This window comes from Rhodococcus opacus B4 (assembly GCF_000010805.1).
GTDB lineage: Bacteria > Actinomycetota > Actinomycetes > Mycobacteriales > Mycobacteriaceae > Rhodococcus_F > Rhodococcus_F opacus_C.
The window spans coordinates 3,280,810-3,295,508 of the sequence record NC_012522.1 but is presented as its reverse complement, the minus strand read 5'-3'; the positions used below and the strand labels follow the sequence as shown (position 1 = coordinate 3,295,508).

The window sequence follows — 14,699 nt, the reverse complement described above, 5'->3', positions numbered from 1 at the left end:
TTCAGATCACAGCTACGTTTGAATCATCACCTTCTCGGCCGCAAAGGACTGGTTCTCGTCATGTTGATCGATGCACTCTTGGCAGCCCTTCCGGCGGATCGTGTCGTGCGCGACCCCGACGTCGTCGCCAGGTACCAGCACGACGAGGCGGAGTGGGCGCCGTACGCCGCCCCGCTCGCCGTCGTCCGCCCCCGAACGGCGCTCGAAGTCCAGGCCGTCGTGCGTGCGTGCCTCGAGCACGACACCGCCGTCGTCACGCGGGGCGCCGGCACCGGGCTGTCCGGCGGGGCGAACGCGACCGACGGCTGTGTCGTCCTCGCGCTCGAGGGCATGAACGCGATCAGGGAGATCGATCCCCTCGAGCGGTACTCCGTCGTCGAACCCGGCGTGGTGAACGACGATCTCCGCGCCGCGTGCGCCGAACACGGACTCTGGTATCCCCCGGATCCGGCCAGTTCACCGTGGTCGACGATCGGAGGAAACGTCGCCACCAACGCGGGCGGGCTGTGCTGCGTCAAGTACGGCGTCACCCGTGACTACGTGCTCGGCATGCAGATCGTCACCGGCACGGGTGAACTCGTGCGCCTCGGACGCAAGACCGCCAAGGGCGTCGCCGGTTACGACCTGGCGGGTCTCATGGTCGGGTCCGAGGGAACGCTCGGCGTCATCACCGAGATCACGGTCAAGTTGCGCCCGTTGCAGGACCCGCAGCGCACGGTGGCCGGCTACTTCGACTCCATCGTCGACGCGGGCCGGGCCGTCAGCGCCGTGGCCGCGGCGGGACTCACCCCGTCGGCGCTCGAGTTGGTGGACAAGCAGTGCCTCATAGCTGTCGACGCCTGGAAGAAGATGGGACTGTCGGTGGAGGCGAACGTCGTGCTCCTCGGCCGTATCGACACCGCGGGGGTCATCGGCGATCAGGAGGCCGAGAAGATGCTGTCGTGCTTCGACGAAGCCGGAGCCACGTGGTCTGCCGTCTCCACCGACCAAGAGGAGGCGGATGCGTTGTTCGCCGCGCGCCGCCTGGCCTACCCCGCGATGGAGCGGCTCGGACCGGTCCTCACCGAAGACGTGTGCGTGCCGAAACGGACTGTCCCCGAGATGCTTGCGCGCATCGAACAGATCGGCATCGCCCACGAGACCACGATCGCGAACATCGCACACGCCGGCGACGGCAACCTGCACCCGCTGCTCATCACACCCCGCGGCGACGAGGCCGCACGAGCCCGCGCCCAGGCGGCGTTTGCGGAGATCATCGACGCAGCACTCGAACTCGGCGGCACCGTCACCGGCGAGCACGGTGTCGGCCTGCTCAAGATGGAAGGTCTTGCCCAGGAACTCGATCCGGTCGTGCTGGACATGCACCGATCGGTGAAGAGGGCCCTCGACCCGCACGGAATCCTGAACCCCGGCAAGGTCTTCTCGTAGGTGCACTCACACGGGCACGGCATTCGGTGTCGGCTCTACCTGTGTGGTGCGGCGTCGGCGGATGCGCCCGCGGTGTCGAGCCCGCCGTGGTTGCGGCGGGAAACAGAGCAAGTGGGGATGAGGGCGGCGGCGAGGATGCCAATGCCGATGACCAGACTGCGGGTCGGTCCCCACCGGGTCGCGAACCACTCAGTGATCCAGAGTTGCCCGGCTATCGAGACCAGGCCGGAGATGACGAACAGCGCGGTGACCAATGCGGTGTCGGAGGAGTCCTCGACGAGCAGGCGGGCTTGCAGGGGTAGCGCGAGGTAGATCTGAACGGGATAGTACGTGGGACCCGATCAACGCCAGCGAGAACAGCACGAAGGGGCGGTTCGTGGCGACGGTGCGCCAGTCGGCGAGGACTGCCGTCCGTTTGCCGGTGGCGCTTTGGTGGGGGCGGGGGGCAGGGCCCAGATCTGCACGACAGGCAGGGCCCCGAAGACCGCGGCGGCGACGAGGCAGCTGATCCGGAATCGGCGGCGAGGTAGGCGCGTACCGCAGGGGTTGAACAGGGTGCCGGCGAATCCGGTTGCCGCTGAGGCGATCAGGATCGCGGGAAGGTTGCTCAGAACCGCCAGCAGGGCGAAGCCGCCGGTACGGAGCAGGCACCGGCGATGATCAGCGGTTTGTATCCGAGGTGATCGGCCAGGGTGCCGCCGACGACGAACATGCCCTGTTGGGAGAAGTTCCTCGCTCCGAGGACCGGTCCGACCGCCCAGGCGGCCATCCCGAGCGGGCCGGCGAGATACCCGGCGAGGTAGGGCATCAGCAGGGTAGATGCTCGAGCCGAGGCCGCGCGTCAGCCGGGTGCCGGCGGGTTGCCCGAAGATGGTGGAGTCGATGGTATCGACCCCGATCAGGTTCAGGTGTGGGCAGAACTGGCGGAGGGTGCGGGCGATTCCGGCGGGTTTCGCCCGGAATCCGGTGCCTGCGGTGGTGAAGGGTTCGCCCACTCACAGGACGGGAGTGTTACCGACCATGTGCCTCGGCCGCGGGCAGCGGTGGCCGGAGCTGAGCAGCTGCGCGGCCGGTGTGGTGGGGGAGTACGTGGGTGCGTTCATCACGGATGTGTTCTCCTGTGTCCGGGCCGTTGCCGGCCCGGGTCGGGGACGGTGTGCGCGCTGCACCTCCGCGGAGGAGGCGCGGCAGGTGCTCAGGCCGTGGCCTCCAGCAGGGTGTCGCCGAGGTAGCCGCCCGGGTCGGTGCCCGGTGGCAGGGCGTAGACGGCGGAGCCGATCGGGGTCGTCCACTGGTTGAGGGCGTCGAACTCGGCGAGTCGCTGCTGGACGGGCAGGAACTGGGTGTCGATGTCTCGTTGGTAGGAGGCGAAAATCAACCCAGAGTTCGACACCTGCCCGGGCTGGGGTGGGTCGTCGTAGTTGTAGGCGCGGCGGTGGAACCGTTCCCCGTCGTGGGTGTGGTGGGCGCGGGCAATATGCGAGCCCGGCGGGATCACCGGGATGCCGAACCTGTCGGTGGCGGTGAAGTCGGGGTCGTCGTGTTCGTCGGTGCCGGTCAGCGGCGCCCCGGTATCGAGTGTGCGCCCGACCGTCAATTCCCTTCCGGGCCGGTCGATTTCTTCCCAGGTGTCCAGTTCCATCCGGATCCGTCGAAGCACCAGGGACGTGCCACCGGTCAGCCATCGATGGGCGCTGCCGTCGTCCCAGACCAGGCGGTCGAACTCCTCCGTGTCCGGGTCTGGGTTGACGGTGCCGTCGACCTGCCCCATCAGGTTGCGCATTGTGGTGCCCTCGGGGTGGCTGCGGCGAGCATTGCGGAACCCGCGTTGGGACCAGCGAACCGTTACCAGCGAGCGCACGTTCTTGGTCAGCACCCGGACCGCGTGCGCCACCGTGACAGGGTCGTCGGCGCACACCTGAAGCAGCAGATCCGTTTGCCCCCAAGAATTCTCGTTGAGTCGATCGATCGGAAACGCGGGTAGCGGTCGTAGCCACGACGGCTGCCGGTCCGTGACGTCGGCGGCGCCGAACACTCCGGGACCCAGACCCACGGTGACGGTCAACCGGGCCGGGGTGGCCGCGAGTTCGGGTTCGGTGTCCGCCAGCGCCGACGTGCCGGCGGTCAGCCGGGCAGCGTCCTGTGTCCACACTTTCAGCAGGCCGGCGACAGTGGCGCGGTCGGCGTTCTCCCGCAGGTCCACGCCGACGAACTGGGCGTGCGCCTGTGGCGGGGTCGCGATCCCACCCTGATGCGGGCCGTGGAACGGTTCGGTCAGCCCGCCCTCCGCGGTGGCCTCGGTGGTGCGGTGGTCGACGATCTCTTGTGCGCCCCAGCCGAGTCCGGCGGCTCCGAGCGCGGCGGCACCTGCTCCGAACAGGTGCCGCCGACTCAGGCCACGGGTCGGCGGTGTCTGCCGCTCAGCCACCGTGTCCGGGTGCGGTTGCCGCCGGCGCGGGGGAGTCGTGGCCGCCGGAGGGGTCGTAATTCTCCTGGTTGCCGGAGAAGTCACGCACCTGCGCGTCGAAGTCGGTGGTCGATCCGTCTTCGAAGGTGAGGGTGAAGGTGGTGGTCACGCCGGGGGTGAGTGGGGCAGTCAGTTCCATCAACATCAGGTGGTCCTCGCCCGGGGCGAGGGCGTGGGTGCCGTTCGCCGCGATGGTGACGCCGCCCTGCTTCTCCCGCATGACGGTGGCGCCGTCCGCGCCGGTGGCGATTTCGTGCAGTTCCATTCGGGTGGAGGCCGGGCTGGACACGGACACGATCCGCACGTCCCGGTCGCCGGTGTTGGTCAGCTGCGCGAACGCCGCACTCATGCCGGTGTCGGCGGCCTTGACCCACTGGTCGGACACGGTGATCGCATCCGCCTCGGTCGCGGGGGCGTCCGTGCTCGAGGAGCATCCGGTCAGCAGCACGGCCGCGCAGGCGCCACCGGCGGCGAGGCTTCGAAGAGTGAAGGAAGACATGTCAGTTCTCCGTTGTGTCAGGCCGCCCGGCGTCGCCGGGTGGGGGCAGGATGTTGCTGCGGGAGGCGACGATCGGGATCCACAGGACGGCCAACGCGGCCATCGCAGCCCAGGTGAGCATCAGCCCGATCCCGGCACCGCCACGCAGGGCGGTGCCGGGCATGGCCTGTTGGGACCAGTACGCGAACATCCCCAGCAGGGTGCCGAGACCGGTGCCGGCCATCGCAATCCACGCCGCTACCCATCGGCGGGTGGTCGCCGCAACCGTGGAGACCACGACTCCGAAGACGATCGCGAATCCGGTGAACACCCGAAGCGGGACCCCGGCACCGGAGTGTGCGGCCGTGGCGACCGACCACCCCGGCACCGCCCCGGTCCCGGTGTGGGGCAGGGCGAGACCGATGACGAGCACGGTGACGGCGGCGGCGATCGCCGGCCCGCGCCACCCGGTCTCGACCTCGCGCGCCACCCGAGACTCGATCGCGACCAGATCGTCGCGGTACTCCGACAGGTCGGACTCGACCATCACTGCGGCACCGCGGTGGTCGCCGACGGCGGGCGGTTCGCCCGGGCCCGGCCGATCGCACCGACGGCCGCGTCGACGAGCAGGAACGCCGCCAGGGACAGCCCGAGCAGCGGCACGAACCAGCCCACCGCCACCGTCCCGACGCCCACTGCGACCGCGGTGGCGGGGTGGACGCGACGCCACGCCCCGCGCAGCGGTGCCCGCCCGACCCGGCGGGTGCCCCGCGTCGGCCGGCGCCGCCACCACAGGATGTAGCCGCGCACGATCACGGTCAGCAACGCCACCGCCAACGCGGCGAGGGCGAGTTGATTGAGCAACCCGAACAGCAGGCCCATATGCAGGGCGATCCCCCAGGAGGTGAGTTTCGCGGCCAGCGGCCAGTCCGCGAACCGCTGCACATCGGTCACGGTGCCGGTGGCGCCGTCGACCGCGACCGAATCGGTCGAGAACTGCCAGGGCTGGCGGGTCTGGGTGACGGTGAATGCGGTGCCCGCGTCGGCCGGAATGCCGGCCTCGACGGCACCGGTGACCCCGTTGCTCGCGGCGATACCCAGGACCGTGTCGAGTTCGCCGATGTTCCGCTCGAGCAGACCGGGATCGGCGGCTGCAGGCGTGTGCCCGCCGCCGTGCCCGTCGTGACCGCCCGACCCGCTGCTCTCGGTGGGCGTGGCAGCCAGCTTCTTGTCCAGCTTCGGGGTCGTCCAGCTCAGGGCGGTGCGCAACTCGCTGACGTTCTCACCCGCGTACTTGGACCAGGTCAACCCGGTCGCCGAGAGGAACACCAGACCGACCGCGATCCAGATGCCGGCCACCCCGTGCCAGCTCAGGGTGCGGGCCCGGCCGCGCGACGACCGATCCAGGGTGAACAACCGGGCGGCGTCGGCGCCGCGGGCACGGCGGGTGGTGCGGTAGCGCTGCACCCACAGGTAGACCCCGCCGAGGGCGATCACCCACAGCCAGGAAGCGGCGAGTTCGCTGTAGATCCGCCCCGGCTCGCCGAGGTGCAGGTGCCGGTGCAGCTGAGAGATCCAGGTCCGCATCGGCAGTGCGCTGCTGCTGCCGTAGGCCACCGACTCGCCCACCGACCGGGCGGTGGCCGGGTCGATGAACACTGCACGGCGTTCGGATTCACCCAGGCTGGGGTCGGTGAACAGCACACGCGTCGTCTCGCCCTCCGAGGCGGCCGGCCGGACCGCCGCAACGGTGAGGTCGGGCTGGGTCTGCTGGGCGGCGCGCACCTGGTCGGGCATCGGTACCGCGGGACCGGTGGAGTCGACGTGCAGTAGGTCGCGGTAGACGAGTTGCTCCACGGAGGGTGCCAGGGCGTAGAGGAGGCCGCTGATCGTGGCGATGATCAGGAACGGGGCCACGAGGATCCCGGCGTAGAAGTGCAGACGCATGATCAGTGGCCGGAAGCTGCGCGGCGGCGGCGAGTCCTTCGTCGCCGCCCGCGACGGTGTCGGCGGCGCGGTGTCGGCGACGGGAGCGTCGCGTTCGAGTTCGGGAAGGGACATGGGCACATCTCGATTCGGTGGTGGGGCGACCGCCGCTTCCGCCCCCGAGCCCATCATTCGGGTGGGGGGAGGGGGTGTCGTCTCCCGATGGGGTCGCCGCCCGGACTCGCTCAACGAATCCCGCTGGTGCCGACCAAGGAACGCGCGTGCCGCAGCTCACCCATAGGAGGGTGGTGCGGGAACGGCGGAAGAGGAGGGGAGTCGAACCATGGACACCAGCCGTTCCGCGACGCAGTCACATCGCGGAACGGGCGGAGTACGACAGGGATTCGACTCAGACGAGCGCGGGTGGACCGCGGGTGCCGGCGGCCGAGCCGACCAGCAGCCAGAGCGACAGCTTCGCCCGATAGACGGGGGTCGCCGACCAACTTGCGGTATACACCGGCGCCGGGGTCAGAATCGCGAGGACGATGCGGGTGACGGCAGCCAGTGCTCGTAGGCAGGCGCGTTCGGCGCCGCGCACCAGCGTGGCGGAGACCGCGATCGCGGCGAGGTGGGCGGCGATCATCGGGGTGGACAGTCCCAGGCCGTGGGCGTGCTCGACGGCCAATCCCAGGGTGGTGTGACCAATCAATTGCCCGGTGGCCAGCCCCGCCACGAGGACCAGCCCGTCCCGACCGGTGATCCGGAGGGCGGCGACGGCCGCGCCGACCGCGGCGCAGGCGACCAGCAGCAGCACCACCGACGCCTCATTCGGTGGCATACCGCCACCGGCGATGCCGTGGGCGGCGATGCTGACCGCCCCGGAGGAAGAACCCACGACGGCGCCGCGCACCTGCGCCAGCACCTCGGTCCGTGAATTCACCCCGCGAGAGTACCGCTGCTACTACCGGGACTAGTACCCCGGACCCGGGGTTCGCGTCGATTCCCACAGTCCAGGAGCCCCCGAGAAGTACACTGACGCGATGCCCGGACTGTCCCGCCGACGCCTGCTCCTCGGCGGTGCGGCACTCGCTGGGGCCGCCGCGACCGGCGTCAGGCTCCCGTCCGCCCTCGCCGACCCCCGCGTGCCTGTTGCCGCAGCCGAGCTCACGCCCGCCGATCAGGGGTTCGCCGACCTTGCGCAGCGTGGATACAACCCGCGCTTTCTCGCTCGCCCCCAGGCCATCTTCGTGCCCACCACCACCGAAGAGACCGTCGCCGCCATCCAGCGGGCGGTCGACGACGGGCTGCGCATCGCGGCCCGCTCGGGCGGGCACTGCGTCGACGCTTTTGTCGACAATCCTGCGACCGGGGTGATCGTCGACCTCCACCGGCTCACCGGCATCGATTTCGACCCGGCGCACCGGGCTTTCTCGGTCGGAGCGGGTGCCGATCTCGGCTCCGTGTACGAGCAGCTGTACCGGCGTTGGGGTGTGACGATTCCCGGCGGCAGCTGCCTCGGGGTCGGCATGGGCGGGCATGCCGCCGGCGGCGGCTTCGGTCCGCTCTCGCGATTGTTCGGCTCTGTCGTCGACCACATCTACGGTGTCGAGGTCGTGGTGGTCGACGCTGACGGGAAAGCATCGGCCGTGCTCGCCACCCGCGACGGTCCCAATCCGGATCTGTGGTGGGCGCACACCGGCGGTGGTGGCGGAAACTTCGGTGTGGTGACCAGGTACCTGCTGCGCTCGCACGATACGGACGGGTCCGATTCCGCGCGGATCCTGCCGGCACCCCCGGCAAATCTGATCACCAGCCAGATCGTCCTCCCGACCGCGACCGAGGAATCCTTCGTCCGATTCGTCGGGAATTTTCAGCGTTTCTTCGAACGCAACAGCGAACCGGGGTCGCGGTTCGCGAGCCTGTACGCGCAGTTCTTCGCCAGCGCGTTCCTCGGCGGGTCCTGCCAGCTCACCCCTCGTCTCGACGCCGGCCTTCCGGGCGCCAGGGGACTGCTCGACGAGTTCGTCGCCGCGGTGAGCGACGGGGTGTGGCCGCCGCCGGTGGTGATCCCCGCGACCGAGGGCCCGTTCCTGGACGTGTCGACGCGGCTGTCCGCACCCCGCGGCCGGGCACCGTTCCTGGGAAAGTACAAGAGCGCGAATCTGCGCCAGGCCTACAGCCCCGAGCAGCTGCGCACACTGCACCGGTACCTGACCGATCCGCGCTTCCAGAGCCCCGACTCCGGTGTGGAGTTCTTCCCCGCCGGCGGCGCGATCAACGCCCGCCCCGCCGACGCCACCGCGATGCCGACCCGCAACTCGTTCATGAAGGCGGTCTTCGTCACCGGCTGGCGCAACCCCGCGGACGAAGCCGCGCACCTCGAATGGTCACGGAACATGTTCCGCGACATCTACGCCGACACCGGCGGTGTCCCCGCACCGAACCACGCCAACGCCGGCAGCTACATCAACTACCCCGACACCGACCTCCGGGATCCGCGCTGGAACACCTCCCCGGTGCCCTGGTCCACCCTGTACTACGGCGACAACTACCCACGGCTGCAACGGATCAAAGCCACCTGGGATCCCGGTGATCTCTTCCACCACGACCTCGCGATCGAACTCCCGGGGCGATGAGAGCTGCGTACGACCTGCCACCGGGTAGCGCAGCGGTGGGATTCCTAGGCGTGAATTGCTGTGAGGACCTGGCGGCACATGTCGGCGCAGCGGCGCGTCGCGTCCGCGCACATCCGGCAGTGAGCGTGGTGGTCGGCGTGTCGGCTGCACAACTCGTAGCTACGTTCGCAGGCGAGCAGGCAGGCTTCGAGTTGGGCGGTGATCAGCGTGTGGTCGGGACCGCTGCCCCGAGTCAGGATGCGGCGGGTGACGCCGAGGATGTCGGCGCAGTCGAGGTCCCGGCTGATAGCGGGGGCCAGTTGCAGCGCATCCTGCGCACCGAGCATGCCCATCGAGCAGGCCGCCACGATTTCCTCGCCCTCCTGCAGGGCGTCCACGGCGGCGGCGAGTACGTCACTGCTCAAGCCGGAATTGGCGATCATGGTGTCGAACAGTTCCCGGGTCGAAGTCATGACCCCTCCTCTGTGGAATGGTGATGCGATTCCCTTCTGACGGTAGTCCGGTTCCGGTGGTGCATGCGACGGCGAACCGGTGATCTCTTCTCCGTCGGTCACGGGCGCTCTACCTCTGCGACCCTTCGGCTGAAGGGTGGGCCGCGTTCAGCGGGCGCCGGGGGTGTAGGGGATGGTGGCTGCGCTGTTCTCGTCGACGTTGATGGTGCGTCCGAGTTGAGGGAAGGCGCGTTGGGCGCAGCCTGCGCGCTCGCAGACCTTGCAACCGGGGCCGATGGGGACGGCGGTGGACGGGTCGTCGATCTGCAGGCCGTGGGAGTAGACGAGTTTGCTCGCGTAGGTGAGGTCGCAGCCCAGGCCGATCGCGAAGTCCCGCTTCTGCGCAAGGTAGCCGGGGGTGCTCTCGTCGGTGGTGCGGGCGAGCCACAGGTAGGAGCGCCCGTCGGGCATCTGCGCGATCTGGGTACGGATCCGGCCCGGGGTGGCGAATGCGTCGTGTACCACCCACAGTGGGCAGCTGCCGCCGACCCTGGAGAAGTGGAAGGCGGTGGCGGATTGGCGTTTGGAGATGTTGCCGGCGCGGTCGGTGCGGACGAAGAAGAACGGCACCCCGCGCTGGCCGCGGCGTTGCAGGGTGGAGAGGCGGTGGCAGATGGTTTCGAAGCCGACCTCGAATTTCATCGACAGCAGGTCGATGTCGTAGCGCAGTGCTTCCGCGGAGGCCAGGAACGGGGTGTAGGGCAGGATCAGGGCGCCGGCGAAGTAGTTCGCGAGCCCGATCCGGGCGAGGTCCCTCGACTGGGCCGGCAGCGATTCCGTCCGGGTGACGATCCGGTCGATCGTCTCGGCCTGAGTGAGAAACGCCAGCTGGGTGGCGAGTTGGAACGCGCGTTGTCCGGGTGCGAGCCGCCGGGCGAGGGTCAGCACCCGGGTCTGCGGGTCGAAGGTGCGTTTCGGGCCGGGCCGGTCGGGGTCGTCGGTGCGGATGGTGACGGTGATGTCGTGTTCGTCGTGCAGCAGCCGGCTCAGTTGCAGATCCATTCCGCCGAGGGTCAAATCCCGGGAGGTGAACAGGTTTTCGGCGGCGATGTCGAGTTCGGGGATGTGGTTGCGCTGGTCGTAGAAGAAGTCGCGGACATCCTCGTAGGGCATCGCGGTCGACGGGTCCGCCAGTGTGCCGTCGACGCCGGTGGAGAACTGCTCGAGTTGCGCCGTGGCGCCGCGTAGCCTCCGGTGCAACCCGACAAGTACCCGGGCTGCGGCCGGGACTCGGGAGATGAGTTCGTCGATGTCGGTGGTGGACAGGTCGGCGGCCTCGGGGTTCTCCCCGAACACCTCCTGCAGGTCGGCCAGCAGCCGGGCGTCGGTGTCGGCGGCGAAGAACGACATGTCGAGATCGAGGTCGGCATTCAGGCGCAGCAGCACCGGGACCGTCAGCGGGCGTTGGTCGTTTTCGAGCTGATTGACGTAGCTGGTGGACAGCCCGAGCGTTTTCGCGAGCGCCGACTGTGTCAGCCCGCGCTCCTCGCGCAGCCGCCGAAGCCGACCACCGGCATACATCTTCTGCATACCCGAAAAGGTAGCACCCGCTGATTACGCAAAGTTCGCAGATTTGCAGGATCCGATCCGCAAAAGTAGGCATTTGCGGCGTATTTCGCTGGTCGATGCGTCTGTGTAGCGTGCGAAAGCGAGACAGCTCAACGATGCCCGGAGGAACACCTGTGAAGACCCATCTCGTACGCACGCACCGCTCCGCCGAGGACTTCCCGCGCGAGGAGCACCTGGCGTGGAAGATCGCCGAGGTCGCCACCGACCCCGTCGAGGTGCCTGCGGACACCGCGGAGATGATCGTCAACCGGATCATCGACAACGCTGCCGTTGCCGCGGCCTCCCTGACCCGCCGCCCGGTTGCCAACGCGCGGGCGCAGGCGCAGGCACATCCGTACAGCCCCGGATCGACCGTGTTCGGTGTCGGTGGCACCTTCTCGCCCGAGTGGGCGGCGTGGGCGAACGGCGTCGCGGTGCGGGAGCTCGACTTCCACGACACGTTCCTCGCCGCCGAATACTCGCACCCCGGTGACAACATCCCGTCGATCCTCGCGGTCGCGCAGCACACGGGCCGTAACGGCAACGACCTGATCCGCGGTCTGGCCACCGGCTACGAGATCCAGGTCGACCTGGTCCGTGCCGTCTGCCTGCACGAGCACAAGATCGACCACGTCGCGCATCTCGGCCCCTCTGCGGCCGCCGGGATCGGCACCCTGCTGGGCCTCGACACCGACACCGTCTACCAGGCGATCGGCCAGGCCCTGCACACCACCACCGCCACCCGTCAGTCGCGCAAGGGCGAGATCTCCAGCTGGAAGGCGTACGCGCCGGCCTTCGCGGGCAAGATGGCCGTCGAGGCCGTGGACCGGGCATTGCGCGGCGAGGGGGCGCCGTCGCCGATCTGGGAGGGCGAGGACGGGGTCATCGCGTGGCTGCTCGGCGGCCCGAAGGCGGAGTACAACGTGCCGCTGCCCGGTCCCGGCGAGGCCAAGCGCGGCATCCTCGACACCTACACCAAGGAGCACTCGGCCGAGTACCAGAGCCAGGCCCCGATCGACCTCGCATGCCGCATGCGCGAGCGCATCGGAGACCTGGACCAGATCGCGTCGATCGTGCTGCACACCAGCCACCACACCCACTACGTGATCGGCACCGGCTCGAACGACCCGCAGAAGTTCGATCCCAAGGCGTCGCGCGAAACGCTCGACCACTCGATCATGTATATCTTCGCGGTCGCGCTGCAGGACGGCACCTGGCACCACGAACGCTCCTACGCCCCCGAGCGGGCGCAGCGTCCCGACACGATCGAGCTGTGGAGGAAGATCTCCACCGCCGAGGACCCGGAGTGGACCCGCCGCTACCACTCCACCGACCCGAACGAGAAGGCCTTCGGCGCCCGCGCCGAGATCACCCTGAAGAGCGGTGAGGTGATCGTCGACGAACTCGCCGTCGCCGACGCCCACCCGCTCGGCGCCCGGCCGTTCGCGCGTGACCAGTACATCGCGAAGTTCCGCACCCTCGCCGAGGGTGTCGTTGCGCAGGCCGAGCAGGACCGCTTCCTCGACGCAGCGCAACGCACCCCCGAGCTGAAGGCCGACGAGCTGGACCAGCTCACCTTCACGGTGTCGGACGAGGTGCTGGGTCGCTCGCCGAAGTCGCCGAAGGGTCTCTTCTGATGGCCGGCCTCATCGCCGCCGCGACGTCCGCGGCCGACAAGCGCGCAGCCTTCCGGGCGAGCCTGACGTCGGAGGGCATCACCCGGCTGCCGGGAGCGATCAACCCGCTGACCGCGAAGCTCATCCAGGAGATCGGATTCGAGGGCGTCTACGTCTCCGGTGGTGCGTTCTCCGCCGGCCTCGGACTGCCCGACATCGGGTTGACCACGCTCACCGAGGTGATGGCACACAGCGCTCAGATCGCCGGGGTCACGGACCTTCCCGTCCTCGTCGACGCCGACACCGGATTCGGTGAGCCGATGTCCGCAGCTCGCACCGTCCTCGCCTTCGAGGACGCGGGTATCGCGGGCCTGCACCTCGAGGATCAGGTCAACCCCAAGCGGTGCGGTCACCTCGACGGCAAGGCGATCGTGCCGATCGATGAGATGGTGCGCCGACTGCGGGCCGCGGTGTCCGCCCGGCGGGATCCGAACTTCGTCATCTGCGCCCGCACCGACGCCGCCGGGATCGACGACATGTCCGCCTCCGGCAGAGTCGGCATCGACGACGCGATCGAGCGGGCCGAGGCGTACGCCGCTGCCGGGGCCGACCTGATCTTCACCGAGGCCCTGCACACCGAGGAGGAATTCGCGAAGTTCCGGGCGGCCGTCGACATTCCGCTGCTTGCGAACATGACCGAATTCGGCAAATCCGAGTTGATCCCGGCGCAGACGCTGCAGGACATTGGCTACAACGCCGTGATCTACCCGGTCACGACTTTGCGGTTGGCGATGGGTGCGATCGAGGCCGGGCTGCGCGAGATCCACGACAAGGGAACCCAGGAGGGGTTGCTCGGCCGGATGCAGACCCGGTCGCGTCTGTACGAGGTGCTCGAGTACGAGCGCTACAACGAGTTCGATTCCGGAGTCTTCAACTTCACACTCACGGGGAGCCAGTGATGACCGAAACCGCGATACCCACCATCTACAAGGGGCTGGCCGGTGTCGTCGTCGACACCACCGCCATCTCGAAGGTGGTGCCGGAGACCAATTCGCTGACCTACCGCGGCTACGCGGTGCAGGATCTGGCGGCACATTGCAGCTTCGAGCAGGTCGCGTATCTGCTGTGGAACGGGGAACTGCCCACCGACGCGCAGCTGGCCCTGTTCACCCAGCGTGAGCGGGCCGCCCGCCGGGCCGATCGGTCGCTGCTGTCGCTGGTGACGAAGCTGCCGGAGAACTGCCACCCGATGGATGTGGTGCGCACCGCGATCAGCTACCTCGGCGCCGAGGACCCTGAAGAGGACGACAACACTCCAAACGCCAACCGGGCCAAGGCGTTGCGGATGATGGCGGTGCTGCCGACCATCGTTGCCGCCGATCACCGCCGCCGCCGCGGCCTCGACCCGATCGCCCCGCACAGTCATCTGGGGTTCGCGGAGAACTTCCTGCACATGTGCTTCGGGGAGGTGCCGGCCCCGGAGCTGGTCAAGGCGTTCGAGGTGTCGCTGATCCTCTACGCTGAGCACTCCTTCAACGCGTCCACCTTCGCCGCGCGGGTGGTGACCTCGACGCTGTCGGACATTTACAGCGCCGTCACCGCCGCCATCGGGGCACTGAAGGGGCCGCTGCACGGCGGCGCCAATGAGGCCGTCATGCATCACATGCTCGAGATCGGCGACCCCGCCCTCGCCGAGCAGTGGCTGCTTGGCAAGCTCGCCGCCAAGGACAAGGTGATGGGTTTCGGGCACCGCGTCTACAAGAACGGCGACTCCCGCGTTCCCACCATGAAGCAGGCTTTCCTCGACGTCGCCGCCCGCACCGACGGCGACAGGTGGGTGCAGATGTACGAGATCCTCGAGAAGACGATGAACGAGGCCACCGGAATCAAACCGAACCTCGACTTCCCCACCGGGCCCGCCTACTACCTGATGGGCTTCGACATCGAGGTGTTCACCCCCATCTTCGTGATGAGCCGCATCACCGGGTGGACCGCCCACATCATCGAGCAGGGAGAATCGAACGCCCTGATCCGCCCGCTGTCGGAGTACACCGGCGTCGCGCAACGCTCTGTCGTCGCCTGACCCCACGAACTGCGTCCCGGGGTCAG

At 68.8% G+C, this 14,699-nt stretch carries 12 protein-coding genes and 2 pseudogenes; 5 read left to right on the top strand and 9 right to left on the bottom strand.

Annotation, left to right across the window (positions count from 1 at the left end):
• Window positions 1-60: 60 nt before the first annotated feature.
• Window positions 61-1,428, top strand: a complete 1,368-nt coding sequence (locus tag ROP_RS15140; RefSeq protein WP_043824790.1) for an FAD-binding oxidoreductase — start codon at window positions 61-63, stop codon at window positions 1,426-1,428.
• A gap of 79 nt (window positions 1,429-1,507) precedes the next feature.
• Here ROP_RS15140 and ROP_RS44130 read toward each other — a convergent pair.
• The 7 genes and pseudogenes from ROP_RS44130 to ROP_RS15110 all read right to left on the bottom strand — a co-directional run.
• Window positions 1,508-2,242, bottom strand: a pseudogene (locus ROP_RS44130) (MFS transporter); the annotation flags it as partial.
• A pseudogene (locus ROP_RS41175) lies at window positions 2,241-2,375 on the bottom strand (pyridoxal-5'-phosphate-dependent protein subunit beta); the annotation flags it as partial. The pseudogenes ROP_RS41175 and ROP_RS44130, both read right to left, overlap by 2 nt.
• Before the next feature lie 248 nt (window positions 2,376-2,623).
• Window positions 2,624-3,856, bottom strand: a complete 1,233-nt coding sequence (locus tag ROP_RS15130) for a Dyp-type peroxidase (RefSeq protein WP_012690258.1) — start codon at window positions 3,854-3,856, stop codon at window positions 2,624-2,626.
• The gene (locus tag ROP_RS15125) at window positions 3,849-4,394 is read right to left on the bottom strand and encodes a copper chaperone PCu(A)C (RefSeq protein WP_012690257.1); all 546 of its coding nucleotides are present in this window, start codon (window positions 4,392-4,394) and stop codon (window positions 3,849-3,851) included. Before ROP_RS15125 ends, ROP_RS15130 begins: the two co-directional genes overlap by 8 nt.
• A 1-nt stretch (window position 4,395) precedes the next feature.
• Entirely contained in the window at window positions 4,396-4,920 is a 525-nt protein-coding gene (locus ROP_RS15120; protein WP_050785076.1) for an Rv2732c family membrane protein, read from the bottom strand.
• Window positions 4,920-6,434 (bottom strand): PepSY-associated TM helix domain-containing protein, encoded by a 1,515-nt coding sequence (locus ROP_RS15115; protein ID WP_012690255.1) that lies wholly within the window; start codon window positions 6,432-6,434, stop codon window positions 4,920-4,922. Before ROP_RS15115 ends, ROP_RS15120 begins: the two co-directional genes overlap by 1 nt.
• Before the next feature lie 274 nt (window positions 6,435-6,708).
• Window positions 6,709-7,239, bottom strand: a complete 531-nt coding sequence (locus ROP_RS15110) for a hypothetical protein (protein ID WP_012690254.1) — start codon at window positions 7,237-7,239, stop codon at window positions 6,709-6,711.
• A gap of 100 nt (window positions 7,240-7,339) precedes the next feature.
• Between ROP_RS15110 and ROP_RS15105 the strand changes: the two genes are divergently transcribed.
• Window positions 7,340-8,935 carry an FAD-binding oxidoreductase gene (locus ROP_RS15105; protein ID WP_012690253.1) on the top strand — a complete coding sequence of 532 codons (1,596 nt, stop codon included), beginning with the start codon at window positions 7,340-7,342 and terminating at the stop codon, window positions 8,933-8,935.
• Window positions 8,936-8,979: 44 nt separating this feature from the next.
• On the opposite strand, the gene ROP_RS15100 is transcribed toward ROP_RS15105, so the two are convergent.
• Together ROP_RS15100 and ROP_RS15095 are read right to left on the bottom strand one after the other, a co-directional pair.
• Window positions 8,980-9,387 carry a hypothetical protein gene (locus tag ROP_RS15100; protein ID WP_012690252.1) on the bottom strand — a complete coding sequence of 136 codons (408 nt, stop codon included), beginning with the start codon at window positions 9,385-9,387 and terminating at the stop codon, window positions 8,980-8,982.
• 147 nt (window positions 9,388-9,534) lie between these two features.
• Window positions 9,535-10,956 carry a short-chain fatty acyl-CoA regulator family protein gene (locus ROP_RS15095; protein ID WP_012690251.1) on the bottom strand — a complete coding sequence of 474 codons (1,422 nt, stop codon included), beginning with the start codon at window positions 10,954-10,956 and terminating at the stop codon, window positions 9,535-9,537.
• A 152-nt stretch (window positions 10,957-11,108) separates the two neighbouring features.
• Between ROP_RS15095 and prpD the strand changes: the two genes are divergently transcribed.
• The 3 genes from prpD to ROP_RS15080 are packed head-to-tail and all read left to right on the top strand — an operon-like array spanning window position 11,109 to window position 14,673.
• Window positions 11,109-12,611, top strand: coding sequence for a 2-methylcitrate dehydratase PrpD (gene prpD / locus ROP_RS15090; protein ID WP_012690250.1), 1,503 nt, complete (start codon window positions 11,109-11,111; stop codon window positions 12,609-12,611).
• Window positions 12,611-13,549 carry a methylisocitrate lyase gene (gene prpB / locus ROP_RS15085; protein WP_012690249.1) on the top strand — a complete coding sequence of 313 codons (939 nt, stop codon included), beginning with the start codon at window positions 12,611-12,613 and terminating at the stop codon, window positions 13,547-13,549. The genes prpD and prpB overlap by 1 nt, the downstream gene beginning before the upstream one ends.
• Window positions 13,549-14,673: a bifunctional 2-methylcitrate synthase/citrate synthase gene (locus tag ROP_RS15080; protein WP_012690248.1), complete on the top strand. Its 1,125-nt coding sequence runs from the start codon at window positions 13,549-13,551 to the stop codon at window positions 14,671-14,673. Before prpB ends, ROP_RS15080 begins: the two co-directional genes overlap by 1 nt.
• The last annotated feature ends 26 nt before the right edge of the window (window positions 14,674-14,699 follow it).